This is a genomic window from Neobacillus niacini, from assembly GCF_000759675.1.
Lineage (GTDB): Bacteria > Bacillota > Bacilli > Bacillales > Cytobacillaceae > Neobacillus > Neobacillus niacini_A.
On the sequence record NZ_BAWM01000042.1, the window covers coordinates 1 to 14,051 of the forward strand.

Annotated in this window: 16 protein-coding genes; 3 read left to right on the forward strand and 13 right to left on the reverse strand. The window is 35.3% G+C overall.

From position 1 onward, the window contains the following. Window positions 1–239 precede the first annotated feature (239 nt). Together TR08_RS32610 and TR08_RS16810 are read right to left on the reverse strand one after the other, a co-directional pair. Window positions 240–416: a hypothetical protein gene (locus TR08_RS32610; protein WP_193747766.1), complete on the reverse strand. Its 177-nt coding sequence runs from the start codon at window positions 414–416 to the stop codon at window positions 240–242. Between the two features lie 151 nt (window positions 417–567). Further along, window positions 568–1,992 (reverse strand): aminotransferase-like domain-containing protein, encoded by a 1,425-nt coding sequence (locus TR08_RS16810; RefSeq protein ID WP_238579160.1) that lies wholly within the window; start codon window positions 1,990–1,992, stop codon window positions 568–570. Between the two features lie 109 nt (window positions 1,993–2,101). On the opposite strand from TR08_RS16810, the gene TR08_RS16815 reads away from it, so the two are divergent. Next, complete coding sequence (locus TR08_RS16815; protein WP_045520084.1) at window positions 2,102–3,046, forward strand: DMT family transporter; 945 nt, start codon at window positions 2,102–2,104, stop codon at window positions 3,044–3,046. A 578-nt stretch (window positions 3,047–3,624) separates the two neighbouring features. Here the strand turns inward: TR08_RS16815 and TR08_RS16820 are convergent. The 9 genes from TR08_RS16820 to TR08_RS16860 form a co-directional block, all read right to left on the reverse strand. Beyond that, complete coding sequence (locus TR08_RS16820; protein WP_045520085.1) at window positions 3,625–4,056, reverse strand: ester cyclase; 432 nt, start codon at window positions 4,054–4,056, stop codon at window positions 3,625–3,627. A 153-nt stretch (window positions 4,057–4,209) separates the two neighbouring features. After that, window positions 4,210–5,493, reverse strand: a complete 1,284-nt coding sequence (locus TR08_RS16825; RefSeq protein WP_045520087.1) for a histidine--tRNA ligase — start codon at window positions 5,491–5,493, stop codon at window positions 4,210–4,212. 577 nt (window positions 5,494–6,070) lie between these two features. Further along, window positions 6,071–6,568: a hypothetical protein gene (locus TR08_RS16830; RefSeq protein ID WP_052427493.1), complete on the reverse strand. Its 498-nt coding sequence runs from the start codon at window positions 6,566–6,568 to the stop codon at window positions 6,071–6,073. A 164-nt stretch (window positions 6,569–6,732) separates the two neighbouring features. Then, complete coding sequence (locus TR08_RS16835) at window positions 6,733–7,317, reverse strand: hypothetical protein (RefSeq protein WP_045520089.1); 585 nt, start codon at window positions 7,315–7,317, stop codon at window positions 6,733–6,735. Between the two features lie 952 nt (window positions 7,318–8,269). Beyond that, a complete protein-coding gene (locus TR08_RS16845; RefSeq protein ID WP_045520090.1) occupies window positions 8,270–8,743 on the reverse strand; it encodes an SRPBCC family protein in 474 nt (157 codons plus the stop codon). 287 nt (window positions 8,744–9,030) lie between these two features. Then, the gene (locus TR08_RS16850) at window positions 9,031–9,474 is read right to left on the reverse strand and encodes a cell wall hydrolase (protein ID WP_045520092.1); all 444 of its coding nucleotides are present in this window, start codon (window positions 9,472–9,474) and stop codon (window positions 9,031–9,033) included. Window positions 9,475–9,747: 273 nt separating this feature from the next. Next, window positions 9,748–9,945 (reverse strand): hypothetical protein, encoded by a 198-nt coding sequence (locus tag TR08_RS33235; protein ID WP_238579161.1) that lies wholly within the window; start codon window positions 9,943–9,945, stop codon window positions 9,748–9,750. Next, window positions 9,942–10,148, reverse strand: coding sequence for a hypothetical protein (locus TR08_RS33240; protein WP_238579162.1), 207 nt, complete (start codon window positions 10,146–10,148; stop codon window positions 9,942–9,944). The genes TR08_RS33235 and TR08_RS33240 overlap by 4 nt, the downstream gene beginning before the upstream one ends. 181 nt (window positions 10,149–10,329) lie before the next feature. Beyond that, complete coding sequence (locus tag TR08_RS16860) at window positions 10,330–10,761, reverse strand: DUF4275 family protein (RefSeq protein WP_045520094.1); 432 nt, start codon at window positions 10,759–10,761, stop codon at window positions 10,330–10,332. Between the two features lie 172 nt (window positions 10,762–10,933). On the opposite strand from TR08_RS16860, the gene TR08_RS16865 reads away from it, so the two are divergent. Next, window positions 10,934–11,671 carry an HAD family hydrolase gene (locus TR08_RS16865; RefSeq protein WP_045520096.1) on the forward strand — a complete coding sequence of 246 codons (738 nt, stop codon included), beginning with the start codon at window positions 10,934–10,936 and terminating at the stop codon, window positions 11,669–11,671. A gap of 337 nt (window positions 11,672–12,008) precedes the next feature. Continuing rightward, entirely contained in the window at window positions 12,009–12,149 is a 141-nt protein-coding gene (locus TR08_RS32615) for a hypothetical protein (protein ID WP_193747767.1), read from the forward strand. Window positions 12,150–12,301: 152 nt separating this feature from the next. On the opposite strand, the gene TR08_RS16870 is transcribed toward TR08_RS32615, so the two are convergent. Further along, window positions 12,302–13,294 carry a zinc-dependent alcohol dehydrogenase family protein gene (locus tag TR08_RS16870; protein ID WP_045520098.1) on the reverse strand — a complete coding sequence of 331 codons (993 nt, stop codon included), beginning with the start codon at window positions 13,292–13,294 and terminating at the stop codon, window positions 12,302–12,304. A 312-nt stretch (window positions 13,295–13,606) separates the two neighbouring features. Then, entirely contained in the window at window positions 13,607–13,810 is a 204-nt protein-coding gene (locus tag TR08_RS16875) for a cysteine-rich CWC family protein (protein WP_045520099.1), read from the reverse strand. Between the last annotated feature and the right edge of the window lie 241 nt (window positions 13,811–14,051).

Consider the following 14,051-nt stretch of genomic DNA (forward strand, 5'->3'; position numbering starts at 1 on the left):
AGTGAATGGCTAGTTCTTTCTCGACGGGAATCCCACCCGCTATATGATACGACCTATGCTCGGCCGCACAACTGCTTCGTTAGTTGCATAAAGAAAAAGCTGCCTTAAAGACAGCTCCAATCCCGTTAGTGAAAACAACAAGTTATTAATTTTAATTATTTTCTTGTTTTAATAATAATAAAAGACGGTCTCCGGCTTTCATTATTAAATTTCGGTATTTGCTCTAATCCAGTAGGGAATTATTGTGGTTCAATAATCTTTTCCAAAACTAAATCTAATATTGATTTTCCCTTAAGGTTTGTAATTGTAGATTTAATTGATGGCTGTTCAACAAAATCATTAGAGGTAACTCCACCCTCACGTAAAGACGTATATCCATTAAAGAAAATCTGATTATCATAAATATTATGTTTCATTCATTTCCTCCTACTGATCTAGCATTAATCTACTAATATTAATAATCGGAACAAATAAAAAGATCTCTTTTTGAACTGCACCTCAATTGTTAGATCATCAGCAGTAGCAGGTCTGCAATGTGATTTTCAATTTGAAACCTTCTTTCAAAAATCATTGTCGATATGCGGAATCACTATTTATCGTTTCAACTACCATCATTAGTTTTTTCATGCCTGTTTGCAGCTGTATTTCGTTTGCATACGAAAAGCTCAGTCTAATCCACGTTCTAAGGGCTTGATCTGGATCACATATAGATCCCGGCACGAAGGAAATGGACTGTTCCAAACAGGCATCAAGGAGCTTTTCAACTGAAATTTGTTCTGGAAGTTCCACCCACAAGTTTAAACCTCCTGATGGATCTGTCCATTTCCATGACGTTGCAGCCAGTTCATTTCTCATTACTTCTTTCCTTAAAAATAGAGCTGTTCGCAATTTCTCCAAGTGAATCTGCATTCGTTCCGAGAAAAAATAGTGCAGGAACATTTTTTGATTAATAAGGGCCGTCCCGTTGTCAGCGAGTGACTTCGAAGTAATCAAGTGGCTCATTAGCGGATGACGGCAAGCTACGGCTGCAATACGCAATCCAGGCGAAACGTATTTACTAAAGCTGCGGATATAGATAACATAGCCATCGGTATCATACGAATAAATCGGGAATGGAGGAGCCTTATCAAAATAAATATCCCTGAAAGGATCATCTTCAACGATGACACATTGATACTTTTCTGCAAGTTCCACCAGCTGTTTTCTTTGCAGAGCAGAAATGGTGCAGCCTGTTGGATTATTGAAGGTTGGATTTGTATAGAAAAACCGCGGTTTATCTTTTTTTAAGATATGTTCTAGCTGATTCAGATCGTAACCGCCCTGCCCAATCTCAATCCCAATAATACGCGCACCATATTGCCTGAAAATATCAATAGCTGAGCTGTATGTAGGCCTCTCAACTAATACTGTATCATTCGCCCTGAGCAGAACCTTTGCCACGAGATCAATGGCCTGTTGAGCACCTGAAGTAATTAACAGCTCATCAATTGGTGCAAAAAAATGGTGCGTCTTGTAAAAGTAGTCTGAAAGGGCTGTCCTCAATTCCTCATCCCCTTGAACAGTCGAATAGGTGCCAAGCACTTTGGGATAGAGGGTAAAAACCTTTTTGACATATTCAGATAAATAAGAATTCGGCAGGAGATTCGGATCAATAAGGGCTTGAGAGAATTGATAGTCAACAGCCACCTGATGGATCGATGACAACAGGTGGCTATAAGGATAGTCAGCGATTTCTGGCAGCTGAGATTCATTCAAAGAAAAAGAAGGATCTTCAGGCTTAACAAAGTACCCTGATTTTTCCTTTGCGTATATCTTTTTATGTTCTTTTAGTAATTGATAAGCTCTTAGAACAGTCAACCGATTTACTTTCAGTTCCTCCGCCATTCTTCTTACAGAAGGCAGTTTCTCATGTTCCTTCCATTCTTTACGTTCAATTTTGGCAAGAACCAAATCGTAAATCTGCTTATAAAGCTCTGAGGATTTTATCTTCACATGAACTCCCCCCAATATCAGTTTAGCACCAAGGTTTGCGATCTGTTCTACCTACAATGAATCTGTTCTATTTCCCGTCCTATATGATGAGTAGCAAGGAGGGATTTACATGATTATCTTTAACTATATTTGTATGTGCTTGATTTTTGGGACAACATTCCTGGCAATAAAAATAGGAGTAGACGAAGGGCTTCCTCCATTTTTTTCAGCAGGGATCCGATTTTTCATGGCAGGAATCCTTCTATTTTTAATGATGTCGCTGAGAAAAAAAGCAAATCTGGCTGTTCTTTTTTCTAAAGAATCATTCATCACAGGAAGTACGTTAACATTCGGAACGTTTGCTACGCTTTATTGGGCGGAACAGTACGTTGCTTCCGGAGTTGGTGCTGTCCTGTCTGCAACGGGACCAATTATGATTTTGCTGATTCAAACAATGGTCTTGCACGTTAAGTTATCTATAAGAACGTTTGTAGGATGTGCAATCAGCTTGATTGGAGTGGCTCTGCTCCTTATGCCGAATCTGACTGTTTCCTACGATTCAATATGGCTGATTGCCTGCTTCCTTATTTTGCTTGGTCAAGTGGGTTATGCAGCAGGAACGATCTATTCCAAAAAGGTGTCAGAGCGTTTTTCAGGCACCTCACCTATTATGCTGAATGCTACTCAAATGATTTACGGCGGTGCATTGCTTCTGCTTCTGTCTTTGACATCTGAGCAGATAAACATAGGAGATCTTGCAAATAAGAATGCAATAGGATCGATCGTGTACTTGACCGTTTTTGGCTCTATGATTGCCCATACCATATACTATTGGCTTGTTTCAAAAACGGACCCGATATTTCCGTCCACATGGCTCTACATCTCCCCCATCATTGCCTTAGGACTTGGGAAGGTCTTGTATCAGGAAAAGATAACATGGCTCATGTTTTTCGGGGGAATCACGATCATTGCAGGATTAATTGTGATTAATTCTAAGACCTTAATCACCCATTTTGCAAATAAGTGCCGTACTAATTCCGTTAAGAGTGAAAGTTACCGCGCTAATAAGACTTAATGTTCAAGTCTCACATTTAAAGAGCGTTAGAATCCTATTTATTCTAACGCTCTTTTTAAATGTATTTATTTGTTAGCCTTCCTCTCCAATTCAAGCAGCAAGGCTTTCCTTTGAATTCCCCCATCATATCTCCAAGATCTCCATTAGCAGAAATAACTCTATGAAGAGAATAAGAGTAGATACCTGATTTGCTCCATTTGCTCGGGCAACTGCCCGAAGCCTAGTGGATGCATAAAAAAGGGGGGTAATACAATCTCTTCAACCAACGAGGTCGTTTATTAATTAGTGCCTCCCTCTTGTACATCTTTTTAAAATTTTTGTTATATCTCCTACAAAGCTCAAAAGTATCCTTTCAAAAAAATTTTCCTTCTTCAACTAAATTCCAGTTAGGTAAATTATAAAATAGCTTTACTCCGTATTCCACAATATGGCCAAATTGTTGAACAAAGATCAAACAGCACTCTTGAACTAACCTGCTCCGTTAGTGGAACAAGAAAAAAAGCCGCCGAAGCAGCTGGTGATCTTAAACTATCGCACCCGTTATTTGAACAAGCGTTTATTAACAAATACATTGAAAATTAAACACTTTTAATATTTTTATTGCACTCTAATTGTTTTTGAATTCCTAACCTATCAATCTGAATCCAATACTCTGAAATTTTTTCATTTTCTATTCTATACACCGCACTTGCCATTTGTATTACTGGGAGCCCTGTAGGTTGGTATCCATCGATTTCTCCTACGTGCGTACCTTTTTGTTTCCATCGTACATATACTTTATTTCCGTCTACTAAAAATTCTTGAATTTCTAATGAAAAATTACCATATGCTTCAATCATTTCTCTTACGTGTTCAGCATAATCTTTAGGTGTCCTCAACACTGTTTGTTCTTCTTCAGATACAATTTGATGTGCCAATACTTGTTCTGCCATTAATTGATTTGAGTAATCAGGATTATTACCTGATCGTACTTCTTCAAAAAATTCTCTAACAATTTGTTCTGGTGTCATATAAAAACCCCCTTATAATAAATCCAATACTATCATATTATAGGTGATTTTATTAAACTAAACTGCCCAGTTAGTTCAACAAGAAAAAATGACCGCCGCGGCGATCATCATCCTTAACAAAAGCACCCGTTACTTGAATAAGAATTATTTTTATCAGTTAAATTGATATAATTCAATCCTTTCATCACCTGAAAACATATCTTTTACTTTGAATTGATTATTTTTGACTTCATCCTCTCCAATAATAATAACATTGCGAATCTTCTCTTTGTTTGCTTTATCAAGAGCTTTTCCTAATTTTTTGTTACTCATTTCATATTCGACTTTATAGCCTTTATTTCTTAAATAATTTGCTACCAATAAGGATTCCTTTTGAGTACCTAATGGAACTATATAATAATCTACATTCGAATTCTCTTTTAATTCTTTCTCAGAGGTACTCATAGCCGTATAAATTACATCTAAGCCAAATGATATTCCCACTGTTGAAAAGTTTTCGTTTGTACCTATCAACCCACCAATTGCATTATCATATCTTCCGCCACTCCCAATACTTGATTTAATAGATTGGTCAGATAAGAATATTTCATAAATAGTACCCGTGTATATCTCTAAACCTCTTGCTAAGAATGGATTAAATATGCACTGTTTATTAACACTTAGAAATTCTAGGTAGGATTCTAGCTCTTTTAATTCATTTAGACCTTGCCTTACCTCTTCATTTTGTTCGGAAAAAGTTTCAAAATAGCTTAGACTTGAATTCCTTCCATCTGTTAAAAACTGTTTAATAAAAATAATCGTTGAAGTTGATAATCCTTGATCATTAAGTTCAGAAATAACAGCTTCTAATCCGACTTTTTCAAGTTTATCTAGAATTAAAACCACTTTATTAATTTTTTCAGAATCTGTACCAAATACATCAAGCATTCCAGTTAGTAATTTTCGATTGTTGTATTGGATGGTTACCTTTAAATCAAGTTTCCTAAATGCATCTAATGCCATAACCATTAATTCAGCTTCGGCTATTTGTGAATCTACACCTACAATATCAACATCACATTGTGTAAATTCTCGAAACCTTCCTGCTTTGATTGGTCCATCTCTAAATACTTTACCAATTTCATATCGCTTAAAAGGCATCTTAAGTGTCGGGTTCATTGCAACAACTTTTGCAAAGGGTATAGTGAGGTCATATCGTAAAGCTAAATCTCTTTCACCTCTATCAGTTAATGTGTACATTTCTTCTAATATTTCAGCCCCACCACCATATTTAGAAGCAAGTAATTCCGTGTAATTTAATATTGGTGTTTCCAGTGGTTTACATCCGTATTGGATGAATACGTCTTCTAATGTTCTTCTAATGTCCCTTCTTACTACTTCGGCATTCGGTAAGTAATCTTGTGTACCCTTTACATTTTGATAATCCATTTTCTTCATTTTCTTTACCTCCAAATTTTTTTATAAAAATAAAAAACCGCACTTGATTTAAGTGTTGAACTTAATCAAATACGGTTTAATGATAAATAGCCTTCCTATTTGCGATTTTATAAATCGAATAGCAAGGCTACTTGATATGATGATGTAGTTGTGAGAACGAGAAAAATGTTTTCTTAAATGAACGCATAAATACTCACCTCTAATTTTCATTAAATGTATCATATTACAATGTAGTTTTCAATACCGTTTACTTGAACTATCCTGCTTCGTTAGTACAATAAGAAAAGCTGCCACAATGACAGCTCCGTTCTTCAACTCTCGCACCCGTTAGCCATCCATGCAGCACAAAATCAGTGCTGCACCACAGAGAATGAAAATGGTTAGGAAGTGTCAATACTGATACTGACCTTGATCCAGTCAACCCTAATCCATAGACTTATTAATGAACGCTCTCCTCTTTTTTTTAACGATTGAGCAGGGTCTTCTTAAGTATTGTCATTTTTCTAATCTTGAAGAAACTTATTTTCATGGTAGTTGAAGAAAAGTCCTTCTTTATAAAAGGAATCGAATAATTTCACTAAACTTTTTCCTTATTATAGATATCTTCCTGCCATAACTGATAAAGATATAAAATGACGGCTAGTATTGTCATTGTCAAAAGGTTTTTGAGTGGAGTGAAACTACCAGATTCTCTTATCTCTAGCTTGTTTATCATTTTAGTAAACCCTATCCCGTAAAAGAGATCGATTATTAAATTAACAATAATATATATCCAAAATTTACGAAATGTAAAATAAAATATCCATATTGTACCGACCAAGAAAATGCCATATACAGTAAATAATGGTGCTATTTTGTCCCAGCTAAAAAGAGTCTCTTTAAATTTCCACCAGTTATATGTCCAAGCCATTTGTGCCAATATTGTGTTGAGCACTGTGGCAAATAGAGCAACAGGCATATATCTTCGAATTGCTGAACGGTCTAAAAAGATCAAAGAAATCCAAGGAATAATAAATATAGACCAAATAACCACCTGAACCATTTTATAAGTCCTTTCATTATTAACTTTATACATATAACTTGTCCTGTATTGTTAAATAAAATGTATCTTCTTCTTCAACTACCCTGACAGTTTCTTCAATAAGAAAAGCCACCAAAATGGCAGCTGGATCTTAAACTCTTGCACCCATTAGTGCAACAAGCATGAAGAATTAAATAAAGTCTAGATTTGAATTTGACTCAATTTTTACTTCTTATTGTTGGGTACTTATTAATATAGGTATCTCCACCAGCAAGTAGTTGTTTTGTTTCTACATCATATACTGCACATCTTCCCCTAAACTCTTTATCTGTGTCTTTAAAAGAATAGAAAAAATATACCTGTCTATCTGGACTGACTGCCTGATTATACTTCATTTTTATATCTGGGTTGGTAGTAAGAATACCATTTCCATCCCATGTTATATAATTAAATTTTTCCACCTCATGAAAAAGTACCTTTTTTCTAAAATTTACTGATGCATCGGGCATGTCTTTAAAAAGTGCAGTATCCATGTTACCAAGTTTATTCTTATGTTTTTTGTAAAACTCATAATGTTTTCTGTAAAACTCCTGATGAACAGGATAACTCCTTTTCATTAATGCCTCATAAAATTGGTCTACAGTTTCAGTAAATACTTTTTCTTTATTCCCGGGGTATATGTAATTTATTCCTTTCTTTACAGATTCCTTATCTGATATTAGGATACTTTCTGCCTGGGCTTGCTGTCCTGTTACCATTAGAACACATAAGGCAAAAATACTGCATAAAACTTTCGATGTCATGTTATAAGCTCCTTCATGTTAAATCCATTTACAATATGATTCATAAATAGGACTTCCATACCAAACTGTTACATTCTGACCTACTTCTAATTTGTCTAACATTGTTTCGTCATCTACTCCTATTTGTATTAACGTACCTGTCTGTAATATTTGGTCACCCTTTTTCACATCTAGTAAAAATGCCCTGTTTGTTATTGGTTCTGTAACGTACCCTTCAACATTGGGACCTTTAATTTCTTCACTGGAGGCTACCTTTTTATCATCGCTTTTTTAGTATCATTGCTATCTTTGTTCGAGCAACCTACAATCATAACTACAAGGCTAGCTACCACTAACGAGACTGTTTTTTTACTTAACATAAAATCCCCTCCATTTAAACTGACGAGAAAATTATGAGTTTAGTGTCATACTTCTTCACCTATCGAGCTTCTTATGCTGGATATGCAAAACAAAAAGCCACCCCTTTACGGCAGCTTGATATTAAATTAAAGAACCCGTTACTTTAAGTGTAATACTTCACAAGCTTAATGTTAGGGATACAAAAAGACTGTTCATATTGAACAATCTAACCTGTACTCCTTTATTTTTTTAACACCTTAACTAACTTAACCATTAGGAATCCAAGAACAACAATTCCAGCTAATATTGATATAGGTATTAATGTATTTAATATCAAATACTTCCCTCCTATGGTTTCATAATCCAATTATACAATAAAATACCAATATTTTGTGAACACTTATTCAACAAACCTGCTAACCTGCTTCGTTAGCACAGCAAGGCTGCCAACAGTTTTGGCAGCCTTTAGGAATGTGTTCTGTGCCGTTCTTGGACTGTAAAACCTGGTGTTTTGCCAGGTTTTACGGAAGCCTCAAAACGAAACGATTTCATACTTTCGAAATAAATAGCGAGCTGTTACCGGGGGCATCAATACGAGGCTGGCCTCTTACTTTTAAGACATACTTGCCAGATGCTCCTCAAGACGATCCATGGTCTGTTCGGCACCTGGGACGGCATATGTTTTCACCTTATCGAATACAGCGGCATTTTCTTCAAAAACTGACCTATAAGTGAGTATGGTCTTACCATCCAGATCCTCAAAGATTGCTGTCGCCAGAAAATGGGGAAACACAGCATGTTTGATGACGATTCGCTCGGGTTTAACTACCTCGACAAAGACGTTGGTGTTGGGATAATCAATGCCATCAGGACCGTGCATGATAAACTGCCATGTACCGCCCGGTTTCATATCAAACTTCTGAAAAGTCGTCGTAAAACCTCGAGGTCCCCACCACCTCGACAGGTGCTCCTCTTTCGTCCAAGCATCAAACACAAGATCGCGTGGAGCATCGAATACGCGGGTGATCACAATCTCGCGTTCACCTACTTGCGTTGTATTTTTGTTTGTTGCGTTGTTTTGGTTCATGTCCATCCCTCCAAAATGAATTTTGTTATACCGCCTTCATTTTTTAAACCTATTCTACTCCTTTACTTCAACAAGAAAAGCTATAACTCCTTTTTGTACTAAACAGCCACTTTATTTGAATAAGAAAAAAGACCGCCGCAGCGATCTCATCTTTATCTATTGCACCCGTTAGCTTAAGTATAATATTTCACAATCTTGCTTTCTTGGATAAAAACTATTACTAAAAGTATTATTTTATTTTGTGTAAATATTCTAATTATGTAAAAAAGCTTACTCAAAGAGTAAGCTTAACCTCTATAAACACTATCACATGTTCCAGGTTTTGGTTCATAAAAACAATGTTCTTTAAATGCACCAGTATGAGGTTGATCGTACCATGTAGGAGGACACCCTGGCGCCGCTGGATTAAAATACCAAAGAGCAAATTTCGCAGGATGATCTCTCCAACCATTTATATTTTGTTGTGCTAATCTTCTTTCAGCAGTTCTTGATCTTTGATAAAATACATTCCCTTTTTGCACTGCTTCAAAAGAATAATTTCCTCCTTGTATATGAAATATTACATCATGAATAGTGTTTACACTTTTGAAATCTAAGCATTGTGCTACAACACGATTTATTATTACATTTCCAACATATAACATTCCTTGCTGTCCTTCGCCTTCTGCTTCTGCTCTCATCATTCTTGCCATTTCATCTACTTCATGACTTCTAGCCCTTACTCTTGGCATTTCAACACCTCCCAAAAATATAGTATGAAAAAAATCCTACATTCATGTCATTGTTTATATAATAAGAATGGTTAGTTTTTATAGCATACAGTTTTTAAGTAAAATGTAAACTATTGCATTCTTTTAATACTTTATACAAATATTCTGCACCTTTAGTTCAATAAAAAAAGCCATTCTCCTCTTGAAGAATAGCACCTGTTAGTTCAAAAAGAAATTTCATAAAAAAACCTCTCTTAAAGCAAGATAGGTTCACATAATCATACTTCTTGAAAATCAACAATAGTTTTCTTCCTCGTCAATTCCAATCGGGTAGTATGGCATAGAACTAATAATTTCATATAACCCTTCATGCAACCCAGACAGCCAATCCACAACAAAATCCCTTGGATTCACATAATCAACATATTCGTCTTCATCTTCCTCTATTTCATCATTCTCTTCACTTAGTTGGTTCAGTTCATCACACTTCAACCAATACTTTCTAAAGACTGTAATAATACGTCCTTGAGTTGAGAGGCTCCCAAACCCTTCTTTTCCCATTCTTCTAACTCTTGCTCGCTTTGGAACTTATTTCGATGTATCTCTTTAATCCTTTTAAGTCGCTCTTCCTCTCCAATAACAGCCTTGTTTAATTCAGAAACATACTCTTGAAACAGATCTTCATACTTGGACATTATGCTTTTCTCCCTTTAATGTGTAAATTGCTTAATTTTAACTGTTATAAAAACAACACATTTCCCCTAATAAATTCTTCTTTCTTCTTAAACTTCCTCCCTTCAGTTGAATAAAGAAAAAGCCGCCAAAATAGCAGCTGGAACTAGATTTCCTGCATCTGTTAGTGAAATACCCTCATTTTCATTTAACGCTAAAATATGGACCACACCATTCAGTTTCGTGTGTTTGTATGTAAGTCCAGTTAAATCCTTTATCTACAATATAAATATCTTGTTCATTTATTAGGTCATCATTATTAAACATAGAGGCATTTTCTAGAAAAAGAGCAAAATCTGAATGTTGATAAAACACATAACAATTATTCTTTGGTTGATTATTGAATGCGGCTTCAGCTTTTTCTCCTTTCAAACAATCCTTCTTCTCATAACTAAACAAGTGCCATAAATAGCCACAATAACCACCAGTATCAAATAGGTAAATTGATTTCTTATCTTTATCACTTAATTGATTAGCAAAATTATTCTCCCATTTCTTTCGTAAATAAGGTCCCCATTTTGGAATCTCAGTTATCTTTATTTTTTTGGTTTTAAGTCTACCATATAGGTCATTCATTTTTTCCCCTCCCTAAATTAAGTGAAAATCGCCATAATATATGAAAACCCTTCTTCAAGTAAACTCCCCCATTAATTGAAGAACTCTGACATATTGCTTACTTTAATCAGTAATATTAACTTAGTCATAGTGGAACAATAGTTAAAGCTATATTCTTGAAAAGGAGTAAAAAATGAAAAAACAAAACATCTTATTTAACCTTGATGATACATTATCATACTGTAATAGATATTTTAGCCTAGTAATAGACAAATTCGCTAACCAAATGATGGCGTGGTTTGAATCGATTACAGAGGAAGATATAAAACAGAAGCAGCTTCAACTTGATATTGCAGCGATTAGTGAGCACGGTCTAAAGTCAGATCGGTTTCCCGAGTCATTTGTTGGTACTTATAAATACTATTGCGACTTAACTGGGAGGGAAAAGAAAAAAGATGAAATCCAATATTTAAGAGAGTTGGGTTTTAAGGTATTCGGGATTCCTGTTGAACCTATTCCATACATGAATGAAACGCTACAACGTTTAAAAGAAGAGGGACATGAATTATATTTGCACACAGGAGGAGATGAGGCTAATCAACGCAGAAAAATTACCCAGTTAGAATTGACTACATATTTTGAACATCGCATTTTTATTTCGGAACATAAAGATACCACAGCTCTATCCGATATTTTAAAAACCATTAAAGCTGACCCTAATGTAACATGGATGGTTGGAAATTCATTAAGAACTGATATTGTCCCAGCACTGGAAATGGATATCCATGCAATCTACATTCCATCAGAAAGTGAATGGCAATATAACATGGTTGAAGTTAACGTTAATCATAGTAGTGCTTTTTTAACTGTAGATTCACTTCAAGAAGTTCCTGATGTAATTGATAAACGTATCCAAGATCAAATAATGTAAGTGGAAAGGTAATACCCTTCGAAGTTTTTCACCTAGGAGGAATTGTCCTTTTCTAGATCAGCCAGGTACGATATAACTAGATATTTGTACTTTTTATACTTGAAATAGCAAGCACTCCATTATTTGGTCATGGTAGAGTGGATTAATTTAGAACATTACTACTATCCATCCGTCCAAATTAGACCCAATTTGTAAATTATCTCAAAAGTATCATAAAAAAGGGGTGCTCTTTGTAAATAAAATTGCCCAGTCATTAAACTGAGCATTTTATTTATTTTCAAACAAGAATAAGAAGAGGAGCAGGGCACAAACTATGCTAAAAAGGAGAGTGTATATCATGGATGAAAAGGGCTTAAAACAGAACGCTGGTAATACTTTACGTACGAATAAACAGAAAACTTTAGATAAAATAGCAAGTATTGATGAGTTGAAAAAAGAGCATGAACCAGAGTATGTCTTTTTATATTGGGATGAATGAGATAAGAATCTTAAGAAGAGAAAATGAAATGGATATTGGATAGAATAATACCAAAATAAAGCAATTCTCCTTATAGAGAATTGCTTTCAATCTGCCAAAATTAGCAGTAGGATATTCTAGTAATGCACCCCTTTGGTTGAATAAGAATTAACTCAATAGCTTGTTAAAAATACCTTCCCTTTGATCATTTTAGAAGATTCAACAACACCAATAGCCTTTTTTACATCCGACAAGTCAAACTTAGAATCTACCATCATCAAACGTAATTTTTGATCGTCTATTAGTCTTATCAAATGATTAAAAGTTTCTTGCCATTTATTTACCAAGACATTTTTATTCCAATTCCGCAAATGAAATATATTAGCATTCACTTTTGCTTTATTTACAATATCTGCCCAGTTTACTTGTATCCCTGATAAAAGACCGATGGTTAAAAAGTTCCCATTAGGGTGGACACAAAAAGCCAAGTCATTTCCAGATGAACCTCCAACGGAATCAATAGCAGCATCCGCACCCATTCCATTTGTTAATTCCATAACTGTTTCATAAAGCGAATCTTTAGAAGTATCTACCACATAAGAAGCACCTAGATGGAGTAAATCTTCTGTATATTTATTATTCCTAGTCACTGCAATCAATCGAAAACCTAAAACCTTCGATAATTGAGCAAAAATATGCCCAATAGAAGAACCGCACGCATTAACCAATAAAACATCATCCGGTCTTAAATTTAAAACTTCCGTACAAGTGACCCAAGCTGTAATGGGATTGATATACATCTGTGATGCCGTAAAATCATCAATAGAATCAGGTATAGAAACTGTTAATTCTGCTGATGTCTTAACAAATTCTTGCCACGTACCTTCCCCACGCAAAGGTAAAACTCGTTTACCTATAAGATGATGAGAAACTAAAGGACCTACATCTTCTACAATCCCAACTCCTTCATAACCAGGAATATTAGGTAAAGAAATCCGATGGGAATAAGATCCTCTAATCGGAATTAAATCAGAAGGATTTATAGGGCGTGCTAACATCCGAACAAGGACTTCATTATTATTTGGAGGTTCAATGCCTTTATTTTCAACTTTTAATACATCTTGAGGACTTCCGAAATTGTAAAATTTAATACATTTTGAATTCAAAACAATAAGTCCTCCTTTACATTATGGAGCTCAATCCCTTCAACCATTTGGCTTTCGGCCTGCCACCTAACTGTCTACGCTTAAAGACTAAAGTTACCTTTAGCCCTCCATGACTCGCTACGAGCGAATGGCTAGTTCTAACTCGACGGGAATCCCACCCGTTATATGATACGACCTAAGCTCGGCCGCACACCTGCTCCGTTAGTCAAATAAAAAAACCACCAAAATGGCAGCTGGATCTTTAACTCTTGCACCCTATAGTTCAATAAGCAGCTTGTCTTCTATTGAGTATGATCCTTGATGAGTTCACTCCTATTTTTGTTCATTTTTTTGCTCTTCTCTAAATATATTTAAACATTTTTTACATATACAATGTTTTCTTATACTTTCCAGAGGAACCAATTCAAAGATTTCATTTGGAAATTTTTCTAGGTCACACCAGCATTTACCGTGTTCTCCAGAACCTCTAATACATCTGTTTTCTTCTTTACATATAGGACAATATTTATTAGCCAATGGCAACCACTCCTTTATCTTTCACAATTTCTGCCAAATAAAAAATAAAAACATTAATATTTTCATCCCTTTTCTTACACTAACCTGATTCTTTACTTGTAGAGTAGAGAACTGATTTCAATGAGATAGCTTACGCTATCCTCATTTAATTTCAGCTCCTCCGGGTAGAAAGGTCGCCTGATTGGCGACTCAAACCCCCACAGAACCCGGCGTGCGGATTTCCCGCACCGGGCTCTTCAGA

Coding starts and splice junctions, on each gene's coding strand:
- TR08_RS32610 (WP_193747766.1), bottom strand. CDS start 416: ATGAAACATAATATTTATGATAATCAGATTTTCTTTAATGGATATACG.
- TR08_RS16815 (WP_045520084.1), top strand. CDS start 2,102: ATGATTATCTTTAACTATATTTGTATGTGCTTGATTTTTGGGACAACA.
- TR08_RS16820 (WP_045520085.1), bottom strand. CDS start 4,056: ATGACACCAGAACAAATTGTTAGAGAATTTTTTGAAGAAGTACGATCA.
- TR08_RS16825 (WP_045520087.1), bottom strand. CDS start 5,493: ATGAAGAAAATGGATTATCAAAATGTAAAGGGTACACAAGATTACTTA.
- TR08_RS16830 (WP_052427493.1), bottom strand. CDS start 6,568: ATGTATAAAGTTAATAATGAAAGGACTTATAAAATGGTTCAGGTGGTT.
- TR08_RS16835 (WP_045520089.1), bottom strand. CDS start 7,317: ATGACATCGAAAGTTTTATGCAGTATTTTTGCCTTATGTGTTCTAATG.
- TR08_RS16845 (WP_045520090.1), bottom strand. CDS start 8,743: ATGAACCAAAACAACGCAACAAACAAAAATACAACGCAAGTAGGTGAA.
- TR08_RS16850 (WP_045520092.1), bottom strand. CDS start 9,474: ATGCCAAGAGTAAGGGCTAGAAGTCATGAAGTAGATGAAATGGCAAGA.
- TR08_RS33240 (WP_238579162.1), bottom strand. CDS start 10,148: ATGTCCAAGTATGAAGATCTGTTTCAAGAGTATGTTTCTGAATTAAAC.
- TR08_RS16860 (WP_045520094.1), bottom strand. CDS start 10,761: ATGAATGACCTATATGGTAGACTTAAAACCAAAAAAATAAAGATAACT.
- TR08_RS16865 (WP_045520096.1), top strand. CDS start 10,934: ATGAAAAAACAAAACATCTTATTTAACCTTGATGATACATTATCATAC.
- TR08_RS32615 (WP_193747767.1), top strand. CDS start 12,009: ATGGATGAAAAGGGCTTAAAACAGAACGCTGGTAATACTTTACGTACG.